The sequence below is a fragment of the Mycoplasma sp. 1781 genome (genome assembly GCF_053851675.1).
Genome location: NZ_JBSQBC010000007.1, coordinates 1 through 25,635 on the forward strand (window position 1 = coordinate 1; position 25,635 = coordinate 25,635).

The 25,635-nt window shown below is 29.1% G+C and carries 22 protein-coding genes and 1 rRNA gene; 5 read left to right on the top strand and 18 right to left on the bottom strand.

Annotation, left to right across the window (positions count from 1 at the left end; translation table 4 throughout):
* Positions 1-30: 30 nt before the first annotated feature.
* The 18 genes from ACWXVP_RS01705 to rpmG all read right to left on the bottom strand — a co-directional run bounded on the left by ACWXVP_RS01705 (position 31) and on the right by rpmG (position 17,354).
* A 16S ribosomal RNA gene (locus tag ACWXVP_RS01705) occupies positions 31-1,551 on the bottom strand.
* 389 nt (positions 1,552-1,940) lie between these two features.
* Positions 1,941-2,411 (bottom strand): transcription elongation factor GreA, encoded by a 471-nt coding sequence (greA, locus tag ACWXVP_RS01710; protein ID WP_438340667.1) that lies wholly within the window; start codon positions 2,409-2,411, stop codon positions 1,941-1,943.
* Positions 2,401-3,153 (bottom strand): BC85_0335 family putative methyltransferase, encoded by a 753-nt coding sequence (locus ACWXVP_RS01715; protein WP_455993953.1) that lies wholly within the window; start codon positions 3,151-3,153, stop codon positions 2,401-2,403. Before ACWXVP_RS01715 ends, greA begins: the two co-directional genes overlap by 11 nt.
* Positions 3,141-3,488, bottom strand: a complete 348-nt coding sequence (locus tag ACWXVP_RS01720) for a hypothetical protein (RefSeq protein ID WP_455993951.1) — start codon at positions 3,486-3,488, stop codon at positions 3,141-3,143. Before ACWXVP_RS01720 ends, ACWXVP_RS01715 begins: the two co-directional genes overlap by 13 nt.
* A gap of 4 nt (positions 3,489-3,492) precedes the next feature.
* Positions 3,493-3,918, bottom strand: a complete 426-nt coding sequence (ruvX, locus tag ACWXVP_RS01725; protein ID WP_438340664.1) for a Holliday junction resolvase RuvX — start codon at positions 3,916-3,918, stop codon at positions 3,493-3,495.
* A complete protein-coding gene (alaS, locus tag ACWXVP_RS01730) occupies positions 3,911-6,574 on the bottom strand; it encodes an alanine--tRNA ligase (protein ID WP_456012787.1) in 2,664 nt (887 codons plus the stop codon). Before alaS ends, ruvX begins: the two co-directional genes overlap by 8 nt.
* Before the next feature lie 31 nt (positions 6,575-6,605).
* Entirely contained in the window at positions 6,606-7,718 is a 1,113-nt protein-coding gene (gene mnmA / locus ACWXVP_RS01735; RefSeq protein WP_456012789.1) for a tRNA 2-thiouridine(34) synthase MnmA, read from the bottom strand.
* Between the two features lie 106 nt (positions 7,719-7,824).
* Positions 7,825-9,225 carry a YitT family protein gene (locus ACWXVP_RS01740; RefSeq protein WP_455993945.1) on the bottom strand — a complete coding sequence of 467 codons (1,401 nt, stop codon included), beginning with the start codon at positions 9,223-9,225 and terminating at the stop codon, positions 7,825-7,827.
* A 3-nt stretch (positions 9,226-9,228) separates the two neighbouring features.
* On the bottom strand, positions 9,229-10,641 hold the full coding sequence (gene dnaB, locus ACWXVP_RS01745; RefSeq protein ID WP_438340660.1) for a replicative DNA helicase: 1,413 nt from the start codon (positions 10,639-10,641) through the stop codon (positions 9,229-9,231).
* A gap of 45 nt (positions 10,642-10,686) precedes the next feature.
* Complete coding sequence (gene rplI, locus ACWXVP_RS01750) at positions 10,687-11,124, bottom strand: 50S ribosomal protein L9 (protein WP_455966444.1); 438 nt, start codon at positions 11,122-11,124, stop codon at positions 10,687-10,689.
* Positions 11,105-13,075, bottom strand: a complete 1,971-nt coding sequence (locus tag ACWXVP_RS01755) for a GGDEF domain-containing protein (RefSeq protein ID WP_438340658.1) — start codon at positions 13,073-13,075, stop codon at positions 11,105-11,107. The genes rplI and ACWXVP_RS01755 overlap by 20 nt, the downstream gene beginning before the upstream one ends.
* 112 nt (positions 13,076-13,187) lie before the next feature.
* Positions 13,188-13,739 carry a ribosome biogenesis GTP-binding protein YihA/YsxC gene (gene yihA / locus ACWXVP_RS01760; RefSeq protein ID WP_456012791.1) on the bottom strand — a complete coding sequence of 184 codons (552 nt, stop codon included), beginning with the start codon at positions 13,737-13,739 and terminating at the stop codon, positions 13,188-13,190.
* A 1-nt stretch (position 13,740) separates the two neighbouring features.
* Positions 13,741-14,685: a tRNA (adenosine(37)-N6)-threonylcarbamoyltransferase complex transferase subunit TsaD gene (gene tsaD, locus ACWXVP_RS01765; RefSeq protein WP_438340656.1), complete on the bottom strand. Its 945-nt coding sequence runs from the start codon at positions 14,683-14,685 to the stop codon at positions 13,741-13,743.
* Complete coding sequence (tsaE, locus tag ACWXVP_RS01770) at positions 14,685-15,641, bottom strand: tRNA (adenosine(37)-N6)-threonylcarbamoyltransferase complex ATPase subunit type 1 TsaE (protein ID WP_456012793.1); 957 nt, start codon at positions 15,639-15,641, stop codon at positions 14,685-14,687. The genes tsaD and tsaE overlap by 1 nt, the downstream gene beginning before the upstream one ends.
* A gap of 67 nt (positions 15,642-15,708) precedes the next feature.
* On the bottom strand, positions 15,709-16,284 hold the full coding sequence (locus ACWXVP_RS01775) for a variable surface lipoprotein (protein ID WP_456011936.1): 576 nt from the start codon (positions 16,282-16,284) through the stop codon (positions 15,709-15,711).
* Between the two features lie 31 nt (positions 16,285-16,315).
* Entirely contained in the window at positions 16,316-16,894 is a 579-nt protein-coding gene (nusG, locus tag ACWXVP_RS01780) for a transcription termination/antitermination protein NusG (protein WP_438340653.1), read from the bottom strand.
* 19 nt (positions 16,895-16,913) lie between these two features.
* Complete coding sequence (secE, locus tag ACWXVP_RS01785; RefSeq protein ID WP_438340652.1) at positions 16,914-17,204, bottom strand: preprotein translocase subunit SecE; 291 nt, start codon at positions 17,202-17,204, stop codon at positions 16,914-16,916.
* Positions 17,205-17,207: 3 nt separating this feature from the next.
* On the bottom strand, positions 17,208-17,354 hold the full coding sequence (gene rpmG, locus ACWXVP_RS01790) for a 50S ribosomal protein L33 (RefSeq protein ID WP_438340651.1): 147 nt from the start codon (positions 17,352-17,354) through the stop codon (positions 17,208-17,210).
* A gap of 118 nt (positions 17,355-17,472) precedes the next feature.
* Here rpmG and ACWXVP_RS01795 point away from each other — a divergent pair, with 118 nt between their 5' ends.
* The 5 genes from ACWXVP_RS01795 to ACWXVP_RS01815 all read left to right on the top strand — a co-directional run bounded on the left by ACWXVP_RS01795 (position 17,473) and on the right by ACWXVP_RS01815 (position 25,635).
* Complete coding sequence (locus ACWXVP_RS01795; RefSeq protein ID WP_456012795.1) at positions 17,473-19,083, top strand: hypothetical protein; 1,611 nt, start codon at positions 17,473-17,475, stop codon at positions 19,081-19,083.
* 1 nt (position 19,084) lies between these two features.
* The gene (gene thiI, locus ACWXVP_RS01800) at positions 19,085-20,251 is read left to right on the top strand and encodes a tRNA uracil 4-sulfurtransferase ThiI (protein ID WP_438340649.1); all 1,167 of its coding nucleotides are present in this window, start codon (positions 19,085-19,087) and stop codon (positions 20,249-20,251) included.
* A gap of 466 nt (positions 20,252-20,717) precedes the next feature.
* Positions 20,718-22,640, top strand: a complete 1,923-nt coding sequence (locus tag ACWXVP_RS01805; RefSeq protein WP_456011944.1) for a DNA gyrase/topoisomerase IV subunit B — start codon at positions 20,718-20,720, stop codon at positions 22,638-22,640.
* A 14-nt stretch (positions 22,641-22,654) separates the two neighbouring features.
* Positions 22,655-25,453: a DNA topoisomerase (ATP-hydrolyzing) gene (locus ACWXVP_RS01810; RefSeq protein WP_456012797.1), complete on the top strand. Its 2,799-nt coding sequence runs from the start codon at positions 22,655-22,657 to the stop codon at positions 25,451-25,453.
* 59 nt (positions 25,454-25,512) lie between these two features.
* Positions 25,513-25,635 carry a hypothetical protein gene (locus tag ACWXVP_RS01815; RefSeq protein WP_438340645.1) on the top strand — a complete coding sequence of 41 codons (123 nt, stop codon included), beginning with the start codon at positions 25,513-25,515 and terminating at the stop codon, positions 25,633-25,635.

Here is a 25,635-nt window from a genome sequence, read left to right on the forward strand (position 1 = left end):
TTTTTTCCATAACAGTGTGTACTCCGTATGAAAGGAGGTGATCCATCCCCACGTTCTCGTAGGGATACCTTGTTACGACTTCACCCCAGTCACCAGTCCTACCTTAGGCGGTCGCCTCCGAGGTTAGCTAACCGACTTTGGGTATTACCAGCTCCCATGGTGTGACGGGCGGTGTGTACAAGACCCGAGAACGTATTCACCGCAGCATAGCTGATCTGCGATTACTAGCGATTCCGACTTCATGGAGTCGAATTGCAGACTCCAATCCGAACTGAGATCGGCTTTTTGAGATTTGCTCCATGTCGCCATATTGCTTCTCTTTGTACCGACCATTGTAGCACGTGTGTTGCCCCACTCGTAAGAGGCATGATGATTTGACGTCATCCCCACCTTCCTCCCAGTTACCCAGGCAGTATCTCTAGAGTCCTCGACATGACTCGTTAGTAACTAAAGATAGGGGTTGCGCTCGTTGCAGGACTTGACCAAACATCTCACGACACGAGCTGACGACAACCATGCACCATCTGTCACTCCGTTAACCTCCGCTATATCTCTATAGCATTGCGAAGGATGTCAAGAGTGGGTAAGGTTCTCCGTGTATCTTCAAATTAAACCACATGCTCCACCGCTTGTGCGGGTCCCCGTCAATTCCTTTAAGTTTCACTCTTGCGAGCATACTACTCAGGCGGATCATTTACTGCGTTAGCTGCGTCAGTGAACTATCCACCGACTAATGATCATCGTTTACGGCGTGGACTACCAGGGTATCTAATCCTGTTTGCTCCCCACGCTTTCGTCCCTCAGCGTCAGTGTAGACCCAGTAAGCTGCCTTCGCCTTTGGTGTTCTTCCATATATCTACGCATTTCACCGCTTCACATGGAATTCCGCTTACCTCTATCTAACTCTAGTTTATCAGTATCCAAAGCGAGCCAGGGTTGAGCCCTGGGATTTAACTCCAGACTTAATAAACAGCCTACGAACGCTTTACGCCCAATAATTCCGGATAACGCTTGCGACCTATGTATTACCGCGGCTGCTGGCACATAGTTAGCCATCGCTTTCTGACAGGGTACCGTCAGCTTGGAAGCATTTCCTCAACCAAGTATTCTTTCCCTATAACAGCACTTTACAATCCGAAGACCTTCATCGTGCACGCTGTGTCGCTCCATCAAGCTTTCGCTCATTGTGGAATATTCCCTACTGCTGCCTCCCGTAGGAGTTTGGGCCGTATCTCAGTCCCAATGTGGCCGTTCAGTCTCTCGACCCGGCTAAACATCATAGTCTTGGTAGGCCATTACCCTACCAACTAACTAATGTTCCGCACCCTCATCCTCTAGCGGGGCTTTAAGGCCCCTTTCACAACGGAATCATGCGATTCCATGCGTATCCGGCATTAGCCAATGTTTCCATTGGGTATTCCAATCTAAAGGGTAGATTAAGCACGTGTTACTCACCCATTCGCCGCTAAGGTATTGCTACCTTCGCTCGACATGCATGTATTAGGCACACAGCCAGCGTTCATCCTGAGCCAGGATCAAACTCTTAAAATTTGATTTTGGTTTTATTATATTTTTAAAAAATTAAAATTGACGTTATGGTATTCGTATCCAGTTTTCAAAGAACTACATATTAGGCACAAAAAAGTGCACTTTTATAAGTATACATTATTTTAAAGTTTTTATTATGAAAATTTTTTAATTTTTTACATTAAATAAGAACGTTTTTAAAATAAGTACCATATCATTATACATGATTAAGTTAAAAAAATAAAATAAATTTAACAAAATTTTTTATATATTTTTGCTAAAAGCAAATATTACAAAAAGTTCAAGATTTAAAATAAAAAACTTCCTTATATTTTTAAAAAATACGGAAGTTCTATAACTTATTATTATATCTTACAATATATATTTTAATTATCTACAATCTGGATATTTAGCTACATTATTGATTCAATTTTTACCTTATATTTAGGAGCGGCCTCAACCTCTACAATATCACCGACCTTATGATTAAGAATTGCTTTGGCTAACGGAGAAGAATTAGATATTTTCCCACTAAATGGATCTGCATCTAGTGCGCCAACAATGATAATAGTTAAAACAGCATTATTTTTTAAATTTAAAGCCTTAACTGTTGAACCAATTTTAACAATATGAGAACCAGTTGTGTCTTCAACAATAATATGGGCGTTTTCTAAAATATGTTGAATTTCTAGAATTTCGTTTTCAATGGCGGCTTGCTTATCACGGGCCGAATCATACTCAGCATTTTCTGATAAATCACCTTGATTTCTAGCTTCCTTGATTTCTTCAATGACTAATGGTCTAGCTTCTTCTTGCAAATATGCTAATCTTTTTTCATATTGTTCAAGGCTCTCCTTTGTTAAATATATTTTTTTATCTTCCATCTTCTTTTTCTCCTCTTTCAACAATGTCTTTTATGTTATTTTTAGCTAAAAGTATAACACTTTTATTTTTGAATTTTAAAGTTTCATAACGCAAACCAAGATTTGCTGATATCTTCTTTAACAAATCTAAATTAATGTTTTTATTATTTTCAATAATCATTATTCCTTTTGGATTTAAAAAGTTTATTTTAGAACTTATGGTTGATTCCAATAATTGATCTTTATTATTTAAAATTATTATTAATTCATTGTCATTTGGAAGCTTAGCAACACTTTGAATATTTTCAAATTTTAGATCCGGAAATTCATATAAAATTTTTTCATTAATACCTAAATCTATTGTTCCATTAAAAAATACTTTCTTATTAGCTAAATTTGATACTGATAAAGCAAGATAATTATCATCATCTTCTATATAAATATTATGGTAATCATTTAAATAAATGGTATTAACAACAAAACATACAAAAAAATCACTTAAATCATTATTATAAAACTTCTTAATACCACTTAGAACTACACCATAATTAGGATTAATTTTAATAAGTTTTTCTTTTTCTCGTTCTTCATTAGGAGATAAATATTTTTTAATAGCCTTCTTCTTATAATAAAGGCTAAGAACAAGAGCAATAATGGCAATTAATAAAGCTATAGCAATAGAAATAATTAATCCCGTTCTTACGTTGGGAGGTATTTTGCTTGTCCCGTTAGAAATAGATGATATATATATTAATTTGTGCATAAATTATCTACCGTCTCAGCTTCAAACAAAATGTGTTCAATAGATTCACCATTTTCATCTACTAATTCAAATTCATTAGCAAACTCTTCTAATAAATCACTTAAGATTGAAACAATCCCTTCATCTTCTACCTCTTCTAAAATATGAGATTTTGTTTGTCTAAATAGAAAAATACCTTTTTTATTAGTTAAAAATATGTATTTTTCACCATTTTCTTCAATCGAAAACAAAACTCACATTTTAACATTGTTTTCCAAAATGATTTCTCTTTCTTGTGAGAAGATAAATAATTTTTGTCGTATGTTTTTATTGTTATTTTTATTTATTTCTTCCATAAATCTAACCTTTTTTTAAATAATCCTCTAGTATGATTTGGGCAGCTAATGAATCTTTTTTATTTTTTCTTTTTTTGCCGTTATATCCGGCATTATATAAAATATTTTCAGCAAATATTGTACTTTCTCTCTCGTCTTGTAAAATAACATTTATTTCAACATTGTCTTGAAGTCTTTGCTTAAATTTTTCCACCATGATTGTTCTTGGACTTCTTGAAAAATCCATTCTTGTTGGATAACCTAAGATAATTGTATCAATTTCATTCTTATATTGACTTTCATATAGTCAATATTTCACTCTCCTAATAACGTCGATAAAATGTCATTCCTCAAAATAGAGTGTTTCTAATCCAGAAGCAATTATATTATTAATATCACTGATAGCAAAACCGCATGTTTTTGAGCCTAAATCCATAGCTAGTTTACGCATTTATTAATTCCTTAATTTCATCCATAATTATTTTAATCTGTTTAGTTGAATTGATTGATCCTTGCGATACTATTTGATTACCGCCACCTTTACCATTAAAGTTAGAAATTATCCTTTTAAAAATCTTTGTTGAGTCATATTGTTTTGAAGCAACAATTAAAAAATAATTATCATCTTTAATTCTAGAAAGACCGATTATCAATGCATCAGCATTTGCTTCACGAATTTGCACAGCAATTTTTCTTAGTAAGCTTGCATCATTTTCATTAATTATGAATAACTTAACATTATTGCCAATTATTTCAGGATTATAAGCATTTAAATTTACTGATTCGTTATTCTTTTCTTTTAATAATTTCTTATAATCTTCTCTTAATTTACTTTCGACTTCATCATAATAATCCAACATTTTTTCTTTCTGCGATGAAAGGCTAGGAATATCTACCAAATAAGATAAATTATAATTAGATTCTAATGCTTTATTATTCTTTACCAAGGAAGACAATAATTTTTGCTTTTCTAAAATTTCATTATGTAAATGTTTATTAACATACTCTTCCGAGGTAATAACCTTCAAACGATAAATTCCAGTTCCCTTTGAATCAACAGAAACAATTTTAAAGTTCTCGATTATGCCAGAATTTTCAACGTGTGTCCCACCGCATAAATCCTTAGTAATATTTTCAAATTCAACAACTCTGACATTATTAGCATCATAATATTCAGATTCATCAATTGTCATATATGCCCCTATTTCTTGTGCTTTTTTGACTGAAGTAATAATATAATTTCTCTTAGCCTGCATTGCAATATATTCATGCATAATATGCTCAATTTTTTTAATTTCATCCTTAGTTGGCCGATGATCTAATCCGAAGTCAAATGTAAAATATTCAGGATGAATGTTTGAACCAAGTTGTTCAATAATATCATTTGTGTAAGTTCTTCTTAAAGCATGGAACATAATATGTGTTGAACTATGATTTCTGGCATAATTAATTCTTTTTTCTTTGTCCACATAACATTCAATAGGTAAATTCTTATTAATCTTTCCTTTAACATAATGAACATGATTTTGGTATTTATCTTTAAATACATCAATTATTTCAATTTTATTATTTCCTTGTATCATATAGCCAAAGTCATGATTTTGTCCACCACTAGTTGCATAAAAAGGAGTATTGTCAAGAATAACATATGAAAAATCATCATCGCCATCTACCTTATCAATTTCCTGTTCCTCATTTAGCAAATAGATAATTTTTGATCTAGACTCAAGAAATTCATAACCAATAAATTCAGAAATTTTTCTGTCAACCAGTGAAAGCGAATTAATAACCTTTTGCATCGCAGCCTTTAAGCTGCCTTTTGAACGTTCTTGATGTTCCTTTTGAAAATCATAAAATTCTTGCAAATTAATTTCGATATTCTTTTCTTTTAATATTTCAGCCGTTAATTCAATAGGGAAGCCATAGGTATCAAACATTTTAAAGGCAATTTTAGCATCAATAAAACCTTTTTTATTTAGTTCGTGTTCAAGAAGTTTTTCGCCATCTTTAATGGTTTTAGCAAATAAATTTTCCTCATCAGAAATTACCCTTGAAACAGTTTTAACATCGATTTCATATATCAATGAGTCCTTAACAACTTGAACTAATTTATATAAAAAAGTTTTTTGTTGTATTCCTAATGATAAACCAGCGCGGTAAGCTCTTCTTATTAAACGTCTAATAATGTATCCTCTACCAACATTTGAAGGGCTAACGCCATCATTAATAGCATTCACACTTGCTCTAATATGATCCGCAATAATCTTAAATCAAGTATTAATTTTTAATTGTTCTGGCTCTTTTGTAAAATAGTTATTTATATCGTAGTGATATTTTGTTCATTCTTCTACTTTTCTAATAATAGGCAAAAATAGGTCAGTATCAAAATTAGTAGGCGCATCCTGAATAATAGAGGTTATTCTTTCTAACCCTGCACCAGTATCGATATTTTTAGTAGCTAATTCAGAGTAGTTATTTTCGCCATCATTATTGAATTGCGAAAATACAATATTTCATATTTCAATATATCTGTCATTCTCAATATCTTCTTTTAACAATTCAATGCCGCGCTTATCATATTTTTCACCCCGGTCATAAAAAATTTCAGTATCAGGTCCACAAGGTCCTTGACCAACATCTCAAAAATTAGTATCTCTTGTTCCGCTTATAAGATGGTCCTTGTTTATACCTAACTCAATTCATCTATTATATGTATCCAAATCTTCTTCATAGTATGTTATATATATTTTTTCTTTTTCGAGTTTCAATACATTAAAAATAAACTCATATCCAAATGCAATAGCTTCTTTTTTAAAATAATCACCAATAGAAAAATTTCCTAGCATTTCAAAAAAGGTGTGATGTCTTGCGGTTATACCAACATTTTCAATATCATTAGTACGAATTGATTTTTGCGAATTTGTTATTCTCTTTGCGGGCGGAACTTTTTTACCGCTAAAATAATCTTTTAATGTTGCCACACCCGAATTAATTCATAATAACGAAGGGTCATTTTGAGGTATTAAAGATTTAGATTCTACAACAAGATGTTGTTTTGAAGCAAAAAAATCAAGTCACATTTGTCTAATTTGTTTTGATGAAAGCATTTTTTCTCCTTGTTTTATATCATTATTTGATTTATAAAAAATTCTTTTGTTTTTGTTTATAAAAAATTCTATCAATGATTGCTGCCCCTACAACTTTTTGACCATCATAAATTACAACTTGTTGTCCTGGGGTTATAGCTTCTGTTTCATTGTACATGACCGCAATTTCATTATTGTCTAAAAGTTTAATCTTACATTTGATATCTTCTTGACGATATCTAAATTTGGCCGACAGGTTTTCCTGATTATATGTTTTAGCAATTAAATTTCAATCTTTGGCAATAATCTTATCGGATAACAAATATTCTTTATGGTCCTCATTGGCGACATAAATAATTCTTTTTTTAATATTATGTCCAACAACAAAATAAGGTTTCTTAAATCCACCGAGATTTAAACCCTTGCGTTGACCAATTGTATAATACATTGCGCCGTTATGCTCCCCAACCTTATTGCTTGTGGCAATATCAATTATGTCACCTGGTTGAGCAGGAATATAATTTTCAAGAAATTTTGTGAATCTTCTTTCGCCAATAAAACAAATGCCTGTTGAATCTTTTTTAAAGGCAGTTTTTAAGTTTAGCTTCTTAGCAATTGTTCTTACTTCATTTTTTGTTATATTAGCTAGAGGAAAAATAACCTTTTTTAGTTGTTCATTGTTTAATTGAGCCAAGAAATACGATTGATCCTTAGTCTGATCAAAGGCCCGAAATAATTCCCCATCATTAGTGTATGCATAATGACCCATAGCAATATAATCGGCTTTTAATTCATTAAATGCATAATCCGAAAAAGCTTTAAACTTTATAAATTTATTACAAAAAATATCAGGATTTGGTGTACGGCCAATTTCATATTCATTAATTAGGTATTTAAAAACATTGTCTCAATATTCCTTAACAAAATCCACACGGTGTAGCTTAATATTTAGTTGATTTGCAACATCCTTTGCATCTTGATAATCTTGTTCTTGTGGACAAATATTTTGTGAAATGTCTTCATTGCCTAAGAAATCATTGTTTAAAAATGAATCTCAATTTCGCATAAACAAACCTTCAACTTCGTATCCTTGTTTTAAAAGTAGGTATGCGCACACACTAGAATCAACTCCGCCACTCATTCCTAAAATTACTTTTTTGCTCATTTTGCTCCAATAAAATATATTAAATTATAAAGTTTTTAACGAAATAAAAATTTATTTTATACGAAACTAGTATTATAAAAAATAAAAAGAGTCTCTATATAGACTCTTAATCAACAAACGATGTATCAAACACACCCGATATATTATGAATATTTGAAGTAGTTATTCACGCAGACTTATCTACTTTCTTAACTTGTTCCATAATAATATCTTTTTCTAAAAATAAAGCAACAGTTTCAATTTTGCCAAATTCCTCATGGCTAAATCCACCAACGCCATTAAAGATATTAAATGAGTGAGCATAACCAATCTTTTTAAATTGTTCAGCAACAATTTCAGGATATCTTGTATATATCTCAATTTTAACTTTCTTATATTTAGGATAAAACTTATTAACAAGTGTCGAAAATACTAATAAATATGAAATAGTACCTAAAATTCTCACTAAGAATAAGCCCGAATTTCAAACATGGCCTGTAATATTTCCGCTAAATTCTAACGAACCAATGATAATCGTTGATGAAGATGAAAAACAAATTGCTACCATTAAGAATACATTACCAACTGGTTTTTTATTTTTATATGCAATAAAGTTAGAAATAACTGATGTTCCTCCAATAGAACCTTTTTGTCTTCATGCAACTATAGAAGCAAATCCTTCTGAAGCACCACCCATAATAGCATAGACAAGAACCGGCCAATTTTGTCCATCATAAACACCATAAATTTTAGTATCTTTTAATAATAAAGGTATTGAACCTAAGAGTGATACTTTTCCTATTTTAAATTGTTCAACTAATGCAGAATCAGTAATATTTTTAACTATCAAATTCAAGTCTTTTGGAGCATATTGATTTTGAAAATAAGTAATAACTTCCTTAGCACCTTTATCAAATTCAATTGTTAAATTTTCGCCTTGAAGAACTTTTAATATTTCTTTACTTTGTCCGTTGTTATATAGTTTTGAAACTACTCTCGTATCAATTCCGAAAGGAGCTCAATAGAAATTATTCTCGCCAACCGGATTATAGAATGAAATTTTTTGATTAATAAAGTTAACAATTGGATTTGATCCACGACCGTCATATTCTATATATATTAATTGAACAATAACCTGAAATAGCATTCAATAGTATGTTAAAACCATAAACATTCTCGGGTTCATTCTTCAAAAAACAAACATTAATGGTAAATTAACTAATACATAAAATAAACCATAGAATTGTGCAGTAGCAGGAGCAGTAAAAGTAATAATTTGCGAAAGTGATGATGTGCCCGAAGCAATAGTTGCTGCCTTTCTAAGAAAAACAGTAATTGCTATATTGTATAAAAAAGCACTCAATAACATTCAAATAACTTTTTTAGGATATTTTTTTCATATATTAAAAATGGTTACTTGTTGTGGGTTTAAGATAGCCATTTTTTCATCATATAGAGCCTTTTTTTGCTCAACGGAGAGCTTCGTTTTTTGAATTTTTTTATCTAAGTTTTTTTGTTTTTTATCCATGATTTAATCCTCCTTTTCTTTGAAAATTTGATGTTTGTTGTTGCCGTGTTCCTTTAAGACATAGACAAATTTATTAAAGTCAGGATAAAACCCTAATTGAATAGTTTTAGTTGATCCGTGACGGTTTTTGGCAACAATAACGTTTGTTGTTGAAAACATTTCCTTTTGTTCGTTATTAGCATTTTGATCATTTTTTTTGTTTCGATAATAGTCATCGCGATGTAAAAAGATAACTCTATCAGCATCTTGCTCAATACCTCCAGATTCTCTTAAATCAGAAATTATAGGGGTTTTGTCTTCACGTTTTTCAACGCTACGGCTTAATTGACTTAAGGCAATAATAGGGCATGCTAATTCCCGACCAAGTTGCTTTAATGAACGTGAAATCTTGGCCACTTCAAGTTGTCTATTTTCTTGCGACCTTTTTGAATTGTCTCCAATAAGTTGCAAGTAATCTATAATAACAAGATCAACCTTAGCATTTCGGGCGTATCTTTTTGATAAGGTAATAATATCCGAAATATTTAAAGTAGCAAGATCATTTAATACAATATTTCACTCGAACATGTTTTCGACAGTATGAGATAAATTTCTTTGATCATCAATACTTAATTCTTTGGTTTTAAGTTTGTAAATAGGGACAGTTGAATCTATAGAAATCATACGCTGGACTAATTGTGGATTGGACATTTCAAGGCTAAAAAATAAAACGTTTTTCCCTTGTTTAGCTACATTATTAGCAATATTCAAAGCAAAGGCCGTTTTACCCATAGCCGGTCTAGCACCAATAATAGTTAAATCCCCACTATTTAAACCAAGCAAGCATTCATCTAATTCTGGAAAACCAAGTTGCAATCCTATTCCAATATCACTATCCTCCTTGCGCAAAATTTGTTGCATTATATTGTTTGCAACATCGCCAATTTTTTCAAATGAGGAATTAATTTCTGATATATCAATATTGATCAAGGATAATTGAATATGTGATAAAAGGTCCGACACATTAAAGGTTTTATTATCAATAGTATTTTTAATATCAACTATTAATTCATTAAGTTTATCGATTTTATATTGATCAATTATGTTTTTTACATATATTTCAATTTCGCTCAAGAAACCAGCATTTTGAACCAAATAGCCAATATATTCAGGAGTATTCATATAAAATGAACCAACTAAATCAAACTGCTTTTTTTGCTCTAAGTAAACCAATAAATTAGAAAGGTCAAAATGCTCAGTAGAGTTATGCACTTCAACAATAGCAGAATATAATATTTGATGACTCTTAAAGTGAAACATTTCTGGCCTTATTAAAACAGCAATTTTCAAATATGTTTCAGGTTCAGATAAAATTAATCCCAATAAGGAGGCTTCATTATTAGCAATAGCAGTTTCTCTTGGATTTAATGTTTGCATGCTCATTTTGCTCCCTTCATTTTATTGTTTTTTTATGTTATAAAATTATTTTTCTTCGAATATTTGAATTAATAAAATTGCATTAACTTCCGGGTGAAGCTTTACATTAATATAATGTTTTCCGAAGGTGTTATAAGAATCTTTATTTAAGGCATGAGCACTAATTTTAATATTATGTTTTATTAATTCTTTTTCAATAGCCTTGTTGGTTATTGAACCGTGAACAATATTTCCGTTCGATTTTAAGAAAAAGTTTAAAGTTATTTTTTCAATTTGCTCTTTTAAAACAATCGCTTTTTCAACTTCCCTTGCATGATCTTCGGCAATGTTTTGTTTAACTCTTTCTAAATTAGCTAGAGTTTGCTTATTCACTGGTTGAGCATAACCGTTTTTTATTAAGAAATTTTTTGCAAACCCATCATTGATTTCAATAATTTCATTTGCTTTATATTTATCATATTGTTTAATTATTATTACTTTCATTTTTTACACTCACTATCGCTTGTATTAAGTTATCAACAAAAAGTTCGATATTTTCATCACTTTCAGCTGCTGCCGTGCCATAATGTCCTCCACCGTTAACTGCTTCTGCAATTAATTGAACATTAGTATCAATTCCTCTGGCTGACATCTTACATTTTTTAGTCCCAGCTAATTTGCCAATAACAAAGGCTGCTTTTCTTCCATTAACTCTTAGGATTTCATCGGCAGCAATTGAAATTACATCAGGGGAAACAAGAATATTCTTATAAGCAATGAAATATCCAGGTTTAACCTCCTGCAAGTTTTCAAGAAGTTCTAAAACTTGTTTGAAGGTTTCTATATCTAATTTTAAAGTATTAACTGAAATTTGGATCTTAGCGCCTCATATCTCTAATAAGGCAGCTGCTGAAAAAGTCTTGGAACTTGTTTGTTTTTGAAAATTATTAGTGTCAAGATAAATGCCATTTAACAAATATTGTGCTGTGATCTCATCCATCTTGTCGCCATTATTTGAAATAGCAATTATTTCACTAACAATTTCTGAGGCTGACGATGCTGATGAGTCAATATAAGTATTTTCTCTAAAAGCATATAATGGGTTTGCCCCGATTCGATGATGATCAATAATGATTATATTATCCTTTTCAATACCTTTAAATGCGTTGGGATTTTCAATTCTTGTTTCATCAGCAACATCACAAATTACTACAAGTGTTTTTTTATCATTTAATAATGTCGCTTCCTTTGGCGATATAAAGATTTGCTTGTCTAATGGACTCATATGATCATAAACGCGTTGCGTGGTTTCATCGAATGTCTTGTTTTGAATAAATGTTTCTTTTTCATAAGCTCTTGCTAATTTATGAATACCCCACGCAGAACCGAGCGCGTCAAGATCAGCGTTCTTATGACCATAAATTATAACTTTGTTAATATTCTTAGACTTTAATTTTGCAATCAAAACCTTAGAAATATAGCTAACATTAGTGCGAGACATATTGATGTTTATTTCTGAGCTAGTTCCATAATATCTTGGATGTTCATTTTTTGTTAAAACAGTTATTTGGTCTCCACCACGGGTTTTGGATTGTAATAATGCCTCTTTGGCTAATTTATCAAGTGTTTCCAACTTGAATAAACCATATGAAAACCCACCAGACAATGTCAAGGATATACCTTTATGCAGACTCTTATTTTTAAGTTGATTAAATGCCTCAAAGTTGGTTTTTTCTAGTTGCTCAAGAGTTTCTTGATTAGTTAAAACAAAGAAACGCCCATTCTCATATTGCCGGTAAATAATATTATAACTTTTAGAAATATCATCAAACAAGGACCCGAAACTTGAATATATAGCATAAAGATCTTCTTGTGATAAGGATACTTGGTATAAATTCATATTGTCAATATGAAATTCGCCAAAAACAACACGTTGCATCTTATAATCATTTAATAAAGCTGTTTGAATAGTTATATCTTTAATCTGAACAATATTTTTTTCAAAAATAACCTGAACATCGTACTCATAGTCATCTTTTTTAAAAACAAAGTTATTATTATTCCCATCTCATTCTTCAATATTAAAAACAGTTTTTATATTTTTTCCGACTATCGACTTACCAAATTTGTTAATAACAAAGTTTGAAGCTCATATAATCCTTCCATTATTTAAAAAAATAATAGTACCAATCCCTTGATCACTTATTTCATTTTGAATGAACTGATTTAGGGTTTGATTTGCAATTGATGATTCTTTTAAATATCTTCTTATGATGAAAAATATAAAAACTCCAAGGCCCAATACTAAAAGCGAATAAATAACAATAATAGGAACTCTTCAATTATTAGGTAAATGGAATAATCCTACAAACAAAAGAATCATTGGTACTATAAATAAAGTAAATACTTGAATTATTAAAATGAGTAATCTTTTTTTGTCTTCTTTGTTTTTCATATGTAAAATTATACAAAAATTGATATAAAAATGGACCAATGCGCACTAAATTAAACCTAGATTATTTAATTTTTAGTAATTTTAAATTTTTGGAAAGCAACATATTTAAATACTAAAAATCAAAATGTTTGATAATGTCTTGCAACCCTACTTTTTTTTCTGATGAGACTATAAAAATATTTACTTCTTTTTTAAATGTTAGTGCCTGGATTTTTACTCTATGCCTTTGTGATTGGTTAGCCTTATCAATTTTAGTAATAATAATATTAAATGGTATTTTTAAATTATTAATATACTCAATCATTTCCAAATCTATCGGCATAAAACCTATCTTGGCATCAATTAAGAAACAAACTATCTTATCATTTGGGCTGTTGCGAAAATAATAATCTATTATTCCGCTAACTTTTTGCTGTTCTTTTTTAGACATACTAGCATAACCATAGCCAGGCAAATCAACCACAATCTTTTTATTATTAGTTTCAAAATAATTTATTAATCTTGTACGTCCTGGACTTGAAGAAGTTTTTGCTAATTTATTATTAGCTAGAGCATTAATTAACGAAGACTTTCCTACATTTGAGCGCCCTCAAAAAACAATCTCATAGCTGGTAAAATCTAATCAATTTTCCTGTGAAGTTGAACTTTTTATAAATTTTCACATATTATTTTTTTACCTTTTCATAAGCTAGTCTAGCAATCATCATTGCATTATCGGTTGTATACTCCATTAATGGTAGATAAACATTGTTGTGAAGGGTTAACACCATTTCTCTAATTCCTTTATTAGCACTTACTCCTCCTGCTAAAGTAATACATTTTGGTCCATACTTTTTAATTGCCTTTTCTAAATTAATTTTAAGGTAGGCAATTATCGTATTTTGGAATTCACAAGCAATCTTATTAATATTAATTTCTTCGTTTCTATTTATTAGACTATTAAAATGATTTATAACGGCTGTTTTGATTCCGCTAAATGAAAAATCTAATTCATTTAATGTATGCGGAATTGAAAATTTATTTTTATATTTTTCTTTATTATTAATTCAAATATTATCAATAATCGGTCCACCCGGAAAACCTAATGATAGTTTTCTAGCAATCTTATCATAAACCTCACCAACGGCATCGTCCAAAGTTTCACCGACTATCTCAAAACTATTAGAATCAGTATATAACATCAATTGCGAATGTCCACCTGAAACTAATAAGCATAAGGCAGGAAATTCTAATTCTTTCGATATAAAAGCTGAATAAAAATGGCCTTCTAAGTGATTTAACCCAATTGCTGGTATTTGATATATTCTGGACATTGTTTGTGCAACAATAAAACCTATTTGCAACGATCCTACCAATCCCGGTTCCTTAGTATAAGCAATATAATCAATATTCTTACAAATCTCCTTGTTATTAACAACGATATTTTTAAATTCCTCAATTAATAATGCAATATTTCTAACATGCAATCTCGAAGCAATTTCTGGAATGGTTCCACCATATTTTTTATGAATTTCTGTTTGAGATATAGTTTTCATTCAAACAGGCTTATTATCTTCCAAAATAGCAAAAGAGGTATCATCATGAGAGCTCTCGATAGCAAAAATTTTCATTAAACACCTCCAATTTGAGGATCAGAAGCATAAATTAATTCCTCTTTTAAGATGTCATTTGATTCTCTAAATAAATCAACATATTTACTAAAATTTTTAAAGAAATTTTGGTAATTAAAATCTATTACTGAATTTATACTATCAACTAAATTTATAGTTATTCCTAAATTAGTTTTAATTACTTCATATGCCTTATGCCTATTAGCTTTTATATAAATAACGTCCAAATTTAGTTGTTTAAAAAACAAATCATATGTTGGCGCAATAAAAATTTTTATATCATTTTTTGCGATTACATTTTGAAGAAGTTTATTAGTAGATGCAAAAACAAAGGCTAAACGTGTCCCGGTAAAACTTCCAGGTCCATTTGTTATGTAAAGATTATCTAGATAATTCAACTTTGTATTATTTCTTCCTAATAACTCATCTATTGATTCAAAGAATTTATCAGTTTTTTTAATTAGTTTTTCAATTAATATATGGTCAATTACATTACCATTTTCAGTTAAAGCTATGCAAAAATCTGGCAAAGAAGTTTCAATGAATAAGCCTTGATAACAAGTTTGCTTAGTTATTTTAAATAAATGAAAAATTTGACCATCCCTTTCATGAAGACTGACCTCAATATTAAAATAATATTTAAAATTATGTATAATGTTTTTTGACCATTCAATAACAACAATTTTATCTTCAAAATATTCTTCATATGGGAATAAATCACCAACTAATTTATACGCATCAATATGTACCATTTTATCATAGCATATTATAGTATTAAATGTTGGGGAAACCACAGCCTTAGATTCACCTAATTTTTTGGCTATTTGCGCAGTTAATGTTGTCTTCCCTGCACCCAATTCCCCATCTAATAATATAGCTTCTATTTTTTTAAATGACAGAAGATAATTAACTAATTCATCTAGCTTTTCGCCTTCTTTAAACCAAAATTCCTTCATTTTTTTAAAATAATCTCCTTATATAAAAACAAAAAAGAAGATTCAAATATTTTATGATTCTTCTTTTTTAAAATAATTTAGCACTGGCTTTTTTGTCAACTTCAGCTTTTTTCGTTTTAATGTCATCAAGAATTTTATTTAGTTCTTGTATTAATTTGGCTTTAGCATTATCATTAAATAAAACTGAATTTATTTTCTTGATTTCTTCTTCTTTTGCGCTGTATTGTTTAACTAACTCAATTTTCAATTCATCATATTTTTTATCTGACAACTGTTCATGTGCATATTGCTTTAATGTATTTAAAAAAATAAATACATCTCTTTGGTTATTACTATATTTTTCAGTTGTTGTTTTATTATCATTAAGAATTTTATTTGTATTTTCAATAAAATCACTAAGTGCCTTCTGATAATCGATATTTTTATTGCTATTATTTTTTAATATATTTTCAGCGTCAATAATTTCTTTTCTTAATTTGTCCTCATAATCATCAGCAAATTCAATATTAGATAATTGTTGCTTAGCAAGAGAAACTTCTCTTTCTAATTCTGCTTTATAGTTAGTACATGAAATGGCAATTAATGGGAGAGTCAAAGCAGAAATCGAACCAATACTAATTAACGTTTTTGTTATTTTATTCATAATTCTCCTCTAAAATAAATACCATAAATAACTAAGAGCAAATCTCAAGGTCATTATGTGAGAATTCCGTTGGCACTTTTCTTCCAAATTGTTCAATATTTACAAATGCTTTTTGTTCAATGTCATCATTTCTAATAATTTCGCCAACTTCGCCCTTGAATATACCACTCTTAATTTTAACAATAATCCCCTCTTTAAATGCTGTTTCAATATCTCCCGCTTCAAATTTCTCAATGAGAATCCTTTCTTTTTCAACCATTTTTTCAAAGGTGTTTTCACTGATTGGCGTTGGTTTTGCACCTTTTCCAGAAGATCCAATCAAACCAGTAACGTATTGTGTATTACGAACTAAATACCAGGATTCATCAGTCATTATCATATTAAGAAAAATATAACCTTTATAAATATTTACATACTTAATGTTGTATTCCTCACCCCTACTTTTCTTTTGCAATTCTTTGCTAGACAAATGGGGCATCTTAAAAATTCTAATATCCTTAAAGAAATCTTCCATTTTTTGAGAACTAATTTTGTTTTTCAATGCTTCAACAACGTTATCTTCCTTGCCTGAAACAGTTGATATCATATATCACTTACAATCTGAATACATTTTTTCTCCTTAAAAAATATTATGTTCTAATACCCACTACATTTCATAAACCGGTAAAAATTAAAGTTATAACAAAGCAAAATATAGCCATGATTAACACAAAGGCAATAGTAATTCCAAACCATTTTCAAGACTTGAAATTACTTGGCCACGCAACTCTCTTAATTTCCCTTACTAAATTTCTAAAAGTGTAAAGTTTCGTTGCCTTAGCTTCATCCTTTTTTCTTTCCTTTAAAAGAGCTTTCTCTCTTCTTACTCTATCTTTAATCTCTTTTTTTTCTTCAGGACTCATCTTTGTTTTTTCTAGCATACCTTATTTTTCCTCTTTATGAATTGTTTGAATATTGCAATATTTACAAAATTTCTTAATCTCTAGTCTTTTTTCATTACTTTTATTAACAGAATAATTTTTATGCAAGCATTCCTGACAAGATAGTGACACTTTCTTTTGCTTTCTCATATAAGGAAAATTATATTATTTTTTTACATTTTTTTCAAATAAAACTAGACTTAGATATATTGTGAACAATAAATAAGATATATAAAATATAATTTTACTTACTATGGTACACAATTATTTGTATTTTTTGTTAAATGTAATTTGGATAATACCTATTATTATCGCCTTCATTATTCGATCTTTAAAAAAGGAATTTAAAATCAAGAAACTTCAAAAAAAGATTGAATACATAAACCAAAATTTAAAAAAAATTAAAAAAATTAATAATCAATTTCATGAATTTACAGATAAAAACAATAAATGCACATACCAAGAGAAAATAACTGCTAATGTAATAAATATTATTGAATTTTCACTATCAAAAATAACTTTTTTTCTTAATGAATTGCATATGATTAATAACATAAGAAACATACAAGAAAAAAAATCGAAAAGTCCTGAATTTAAAAAAATTTTTAATAAAGCAATTGTCGAATGAAAAACAATAAAAGAAACAATAAAAGAAAACAAAGATTTTATTTTTCTTGAAAGTCAAAATATCTCAAAATTTCTCATCTTTTCAAATAATTTAAAATCCGCCTTCTTAAATATAAATAAATGTATTGATAACAATAAAAACAACATTTTCTTTCAAGATTTTTCAATTGAATTTAATGAAAAATACAATGAAATAAAAAATATTGTTGAATACAGTAGTAAGCTTCAACTATATAAAGGTTGGAACAATCATTTTTTAATTAATTCAAAAAATGTCAAGAAAATATTAAATGATTTTTTGTTCTTTATAAAAAATGGTTTAGCACTATACTCATATATTGAAAATAATATTGAAATTCCATTTAAATTTATTGAGGACCTTGTCATCAAGTATTCATCTTTTCACCAATTTTTTTTTAATTGGCAAATGCTAAATTCTTTCATCGATGAAACTAGAAGTGTGATTGAAGAAATTAAAATTAAAATTCATAAAACTAATTTTTTTGATTGAATTGTAACATTCAAAACAAAACTTGAAAACCTTTCAAAAAAAATAATTTACAAGTATATTGAAATCAAAAAAGAAATAGATAGTTTTGAAATATTAAAATCAAATTCTGAGCTTATAAGCAAAATAATTGATCTTTTTGATATACAAAATTGAAAAAATCTTAAATCAGACCGTCAAAACGCAAAATATAAATTATTAATAAATAATTTTTATGAATTTTATTACCAAAATCTGGCGTATTTTAAATCAAAAAATAAAAAAAATTCAAGCAATATTTCATATTTTGAAAGATTAAATAATCTAAATAATATTCTAAAAAAAATGTGTAAAATCCCGTTTTTTCAAAGACAATTTAAAAATAATTGAAACAAAAAAGATAAGACCGCTTTCAAGGATAAAATGACCAATATGTTAATTGAGACATTTGGACTACATGACTTTAAAATACCATTAAATGAGGAAATAATTTATTATAAAAATAAATTTGAATCATTGCTAGAAAAGCAAAATATAAATGACGAATATGAACTAAACTTAATAAATCAAGTCATTCAAAAAAAAATTATTGTGATTAACATAAAATATTTGGTTGCAAGGCATCTAATCGATAATTTTAACTTGCTAACAAAGAATAAATTTCAAGAAAAAAATATTGAATTAATTAACTTAATATATCAGAATAAATATGATGAAATAATTAATAAATCGCTAAAATTAATTAATAAGTCAAAGGAGAAATAAAATGTGTGCTAATCAAGAAATGGAAATATTAATTAGATACGGAGAATTAACACTAAAAGGTGAAAATAAAAAGGATTTCATTAATCAATTAAGAAAAAATATTGAACTATATATACCTAAAAATGAGTTAAGAATGGAATACGACAGAGCTTTTTGTAAGTATTCAGAGCAAAATTTAAAATCCCTAAAATTTATTTTTGGAATTTCATCTTATTCAATAGTTCATAAGACATCAACCAATATTGAAGATATTGAAAAAAAAGTATTTGAACTAGCCTCGAAAAAATCATTCAACTCTTTTGCTATAAATGCCAGAAGACATAATAAAAATTATCATTTAACTTCATCGGAAATCAATATGCACTTTGGCGGTTTTATATTAAATAATTTTAAAAATAAAGTTGTAAACCTTAGCAATCCTGATTTATCCATATATATTGAAATAAGAGACAAATTTACATATATTTTTAGCGATTACATTTATGCCCTTGGTGGAATGCCAGTGTGTTCATCAGGACGTGTTTTACATTTAATAAGTGGTGGAATCGATTCTCCTGTTGCTGCACATTTATTGCAAAAAAGGGGATTAAAGATTGAATTTTTAAACTTCATTACACCCCCTCATACCGATGAAAAAACGACTATGAAAATCGAACAAATTATCAAAACATTAACCAAATTTCAAGGATCTTCTACTCTTTTTCAAATTAATTACACAAAATTAATGAATTATATAGGTCTTGTATCAAATCAAAAATATAAAATAACACTAATGCGTCGCAGTTTCTACCGTATTGCACAAAAAATAGCCAAAAAATATAATATAAAAGCAATTTCGAATGGTGAAAATTTAGCACAAGTTGCTTCGCAAACATTAGAATCAATCCACGCAATATCAGAGGTTTGTGATTTGCCTATTTTTAGACCATTATTAAGCTTCGATAAAAATGAAACAATCACAATTGCCAAAGCCATTAACACAATGGAAATATCGATCCAAAAAGCTTGCGAAACATGTGAACTTTTTGCCCCAAGATTCCCAGTCACCAAACCCACAAGAGAGGAAGCAAAAAGATTAGAAGAAGAACTTGAAAATCTTGAGAAACTTGAGAATGAAATAATTAACGAAGTTGAAATAAAAACATTTAATTTAAGAAATGACAAATAAAAATAATTTTTTTTGTAAACTAAAAAAATATCCAAAACTTAAAAGAAATTACATTTTCTTTCTTGCTTTATGCATTTATGCAATTATTATTCCTATCATTCTCATTACAGCATGAATTGTTTATCTTATTTTAAATAATGGAACACATTTTCTAATGCAATCAAATAATTTTATAGTTTTAATTTCCATCACTAGCATACTATTTATTAGCTGACTTACCTGTTTTTTCTTAATTAGATATATTATTAAAATCACATTTGCAAAAATATATAAAATAACTAAAAATAAAACAATTAACAAAATTGCTATTTTCTTTTTGGGTGAAAAAATTATGAATGCAGATATTCATATGATTAACCAAGAACTGGAAGAAAACAATAAAAACCAACGTCTATAAAACACTCATTTGTGTCTTTATATTTTTTAATTTTTATTTAAATATTCAAAAAATATATAATTAATTATCATGAGTACAACTAATTACGAAGCAAAAGATTTAAAAGTTTTAAAGGGTTTAGAGGCAGTTATTAAAAGACCTGGAATGTATGTTGGTTCTACTGATTCAAACGGATTACATCATCTAATTTGGGAAATTTTTGATAATGCTATTGATGAAGCATTAGCCGGATATGCTAATAATATTAAGGTAATATTAAAAAGTGATGGGTCTGTTATTGTTGAAGACAACGGAAGAGGTGTTCCAATCAATAAACATGAGACAGGAAAAAGTGGTGTTGAACTAGTATTTACCGAATTACATGCTGGCGGTAAATTTGGCGATGGGGCATACAAAACTAGTGGAGGACTTCATGGCGTTGGGTCCTCAGTAGTAAATGCTCTTAGTTCTAAGGTTGAAGTTAGCGTTTATCGTGACAAAAAAGAATACTTCACATCTTTTGAACAAGAAAAAATTACAAGTAAAACAACAATTATAGGACCAACTACAAAACGTGGAACTAGGGTTCAATTTTGACCTAATTATTCAATATTTAAAAAAGCGAAATTTTCATCTGAAACAGTTAAAGAAAAATTAAGAGAGGCCAGTTTCTTAATATCAAATTTGAAAATCAACTATATCAATGAAAATACTAACGAAAATGTTGTTTTTCAAACCAATGAAGGAATTAAAGAATATATTAACTTTGTTGGCGAGGGCCGAAAATTTATCAGTAGAATTTTCTTTGCGTCAGGAAAATCAAAAAACAATATTGAGGTTGAAATATCGTTAGCATATACTGAAAACTATAGTGAATCAATATATTCCTTTGTCAATAATGTTAAAACTAGGGATGGAGGAACTCATGAAACAGCATTTAAATCTGCATTAACCAAAACAATTAATGAATGGTATGCAAAAAATTCAAGTTCTAAAACAAAAATTAATTTTGATGGATTAGATGTTAGAGAGGGAATAATTGCTGTAGTATCACTAAAAATTCCTGAAAGTATTCTTGAATTTGTTGGGCAAACCAAGGATAAATTAGGAACGCCTGAAGCAAGGGAATCTGTTGAAGATTTCTTTAGTGAAAAATTTACATTTTTTTTAAATGAAAACAAGCAAGAAGCTGACAAAATCATCGAGAAAATTAAGCGAACATATGACGGAAGAATTGCGGCAAGAAATGCTAGAAATGAAGCTAGAAAGGTAAAGAATAAACTCGATTCAAAAAAAATTCTTTCAAACAAATTAACTCCTGCACAAACAAAGAACAAAACAATCAAAGAGCTTTTTTTAGTCGAAGGTGATTCGGCCGGAGGGTCGGCTAAAATGGGCAGAAATCGAATGACTCAAGCCATTCTTCCCTTACGTGGGGTTGTAATGAATACTGATAAGGCCAAGTTAGTTGATGTCCTTGCAAATGAAGAACTTGCAACAATTATTAACACGATTGGAGCTGGAATTGGTAGCGAATTCGATGCCAAGAATTCACAATATGGAAAAATTATTATTATGACTGATGCGGATGTTGATGGAGCCCATATCCAAATGCTTTTATTAACATTTTTCTGAAGATATATGAAAAAACTAATTGAATTAGGAATGGTATATATCGCTTTGCCCCCATTATATAAAATAACAATTAAAAACTCAAATAACAAATATTTCTATGCTTGAGACGAAGAACAACTAAGAGAAATAACGTCGCAATATACAAACTACGAAATCCAAAGATATAAAGGGCTTGGAGAAATGAATGCTGACCAACTTTGAGAAACAACAATGAATCCTGCAACTCGTTCAATCATTAAGGTAGGCATCGATCAGCAAGCATTAATAGAAAGGTATATAACTACCTTTATGAGTGATGATTCGGAGGCAAGAAAAAATTGAATCAATAATAACATCGACTTTTCAAGTATTGATGAATTTGAAATTAATAAAAAATAAATGAGGCACGACTTATGGACAAGAAAAATAAAAATAATTATGACCAAGTAATTGAAAATATTATTGATAAGAATATGGTCGACATTATGAGCGATAGTTTTGCCCGTTTTTCAAAATATGTTATTCAACAGCGTGCAATACCCGATGCCAGAGATGGCTTAAAACCAGTACAACGTCGTATCCTTTATTCAATGTGAAATCTAAAACTTAGAAACAAGGAGGCATTCAAAAAATCGGCACGGATTGTTGGGGATGTTTTAGGTAAATATCACCCACACGGCGATAGTTCTGTTTATGAAGCAATGGTAAGAATGGCTCAGGAATGAAAAAGCAATTATCCGCTTGTGCAAATGCATGGAAATAAGGGTTCAATTGATGATGACCCAGCTGCTGCTATGCGTTACACAGAATCAAGATTAGAAAAAATAACAGAACTAATGCTAAAAGATTTGGAGCGCAAAGTAGTACCAATGATTCCAAACTTTGATGATTCAGAATATGAACCCGTTGTCTTACCGACCCTTTTTCCTAATTTGCTAGTAAATGGAGCAATGGGGATTGCATCAGGCTTTGCAGCACAAATTCCTCCCCATAATTTAGGCGAACTAATTGATGCCTTAATTGCTATGATTAAAAACCCAAATATCACCACTAGCGAATTAATGAATTATGTTAAAGGCCCTGACTTTCCGACCGGAGGCATAATTAACGGGACCAAAGGAATTCACGATGCTTTTATGACCGGAAGAGGAAAAATTGCACTATCCTCAAAATATAATTATGTTTATGACAAAAAAGAAAACATTGTTGGCATAGAAATTACTGAAATTCCCTTTGGTGTAGTTAAGTCGAAAATGGTTTTTGAAATTGATACAATCATTTCTTCAAAAGTAATTTCTGGAATTAAAGAAATTAGAGATCAATCTGATCGCAATGGATTATCAATATACATTGAACTTGAAGAAAATGCAAATGCCGAGGCAATCATGATATATCTAATGAACAAAACTAAACTAAGAGTTAATTATGATTACAATATGCTTGCTATATATAAAAATGCACCTAGCCTATTATCGCTTTACAAAGCATTATATGCATTTCTTGAGCATTCAAAACAAATAAATACCAATGGAATAAAATACGATCTTCAAAGATATAAATTACGCCATGAAATCGTTGAAGGTTTTATTAGAGTAGCAGAAATTTCTGATGAAGTTATCAAATTAATCAAGGAAAGTGATAATTCCAAAAAAGGTGTAATTCTTTCACTAATAAAGGCATTTAATTTTAGTGAAATTCAGGCAACAGCCATAGCTGAGCTAAGATTATATAAACTCTCGAGAATGGATCAAATTGAATTTCAGCAAGAAAAAACTAACCTTGAAGCTTTAATTACGCAATGTAAAACCTTACTTAGTGATAACTACGAATTTAATATTTTTTTAATAAAACAACTAACTGAAATAAAAATTGAATATGCACAGGATAGAAAAACCATAATTAAAGAAGAAGGCATAAATAAAGATATTGATCATAAACTTCTTGCTAAAAATGAAAATTTTTATTTCTTTATTTCTCAAGAAGGCTATATCAAAAAAATTAGTACAAAAATCCATAATGCTAACGACTTTGCTACATATAAACTAAAAGAAGGAGATGCAATTAAATATTATGATGAAATTAATTCTCTTTCAAAATTAATTTTCTTTACTAACAAGGGTAATTTTTTCATCATTGAAGCACATATTTTAAAAGATAATTCATGAAAAGAATTGGGTATGCATATATCTTCATTAGTGAATCTTGATAGCAATGAAAAAATTATTCGAGTAATGGAAATAACATCATATGAATCGTATGCTAACATTATACTAATAACAAAATATGGTTTCGCTAAAAAAGTAAAGATATCTAGCTTTAATTCAAAAGTATTAAACAAGAAGAGAATTTGTATAAATTTTAAAAATGATGATGATGAATTAATCGATGCAAAAATTGGCAATGATGAGAAGGATATTTTTATACTGCTTAATAATGGTTCATATTTCTTATTAAATGAAAATGTTTTTTCAACTGATCTAGCCCTCAAAGCGCAAGGCATAAAACTATTGCCTAAATTACAAACAAATGAAAAAATTTTTGTGTCTGCTTTTACAACTTGTTTACCTTTAAATGTAGTAACAATGATAACTGAAGGCGGAATGTATAAACAATGAAATATGAGGGACATAAAATATACAGGGCGCGCAAACCGCGGGACCAAATTATTCAACTGTTTAAAAAATATCAATTGCATTCCAAAATGTCTAGAAGTAAATACTAAAAACCTTGAATTACTAATAACAAATGAAAATAATGAAACACAAAAACTTGATTTTAAGTGCAGTCAAAGTGATAAAATTAAGATCGAAAAATTAAATAAATTTAGCAATGAATTAAATAATTCGGGTTACTTAATTCAGCATATAAAAATAAACAAACTTATTGAAGATGATAGTAAACAAAAAGAAATTCTAAAACTGAAATTTCAAGATAATTTAACAAAAAATAGCAGCATCGAAGAAACAACTGAAACAACACTATTTAAAAAAAATTATTACACTAATTCATTAAAGATTAATAACCAAATCTTTGATGAAGAAGATCAAATTAACCTTTTTGATGCGGCCAATGACTTCAAAGAACTTAATCATAAAATATCAAATAAGGAACATTTAAAGAAATCATTATCGCTTGAAGAAAAAATAAAAGCAATGGATGATATTGATTTTGATTTGATCGAGCAAAAAGTTGAGCAAATTAAGAAAAAATAGTTATAATATTAACTATCCTTCTAAAGTAATAAAATTAGCAAATATTGAAAGGAAATGCGATGAGAAAAGACGTTAGATTAGCAAATAAGGTTAAAGCTGAAAAAAGAGCTCACAAATTAGCTAAAGAAAGAGCCCGCGACCTAAGAAGAGAAGCAAGAAAAGCTGAAGCAAAATCACAATAA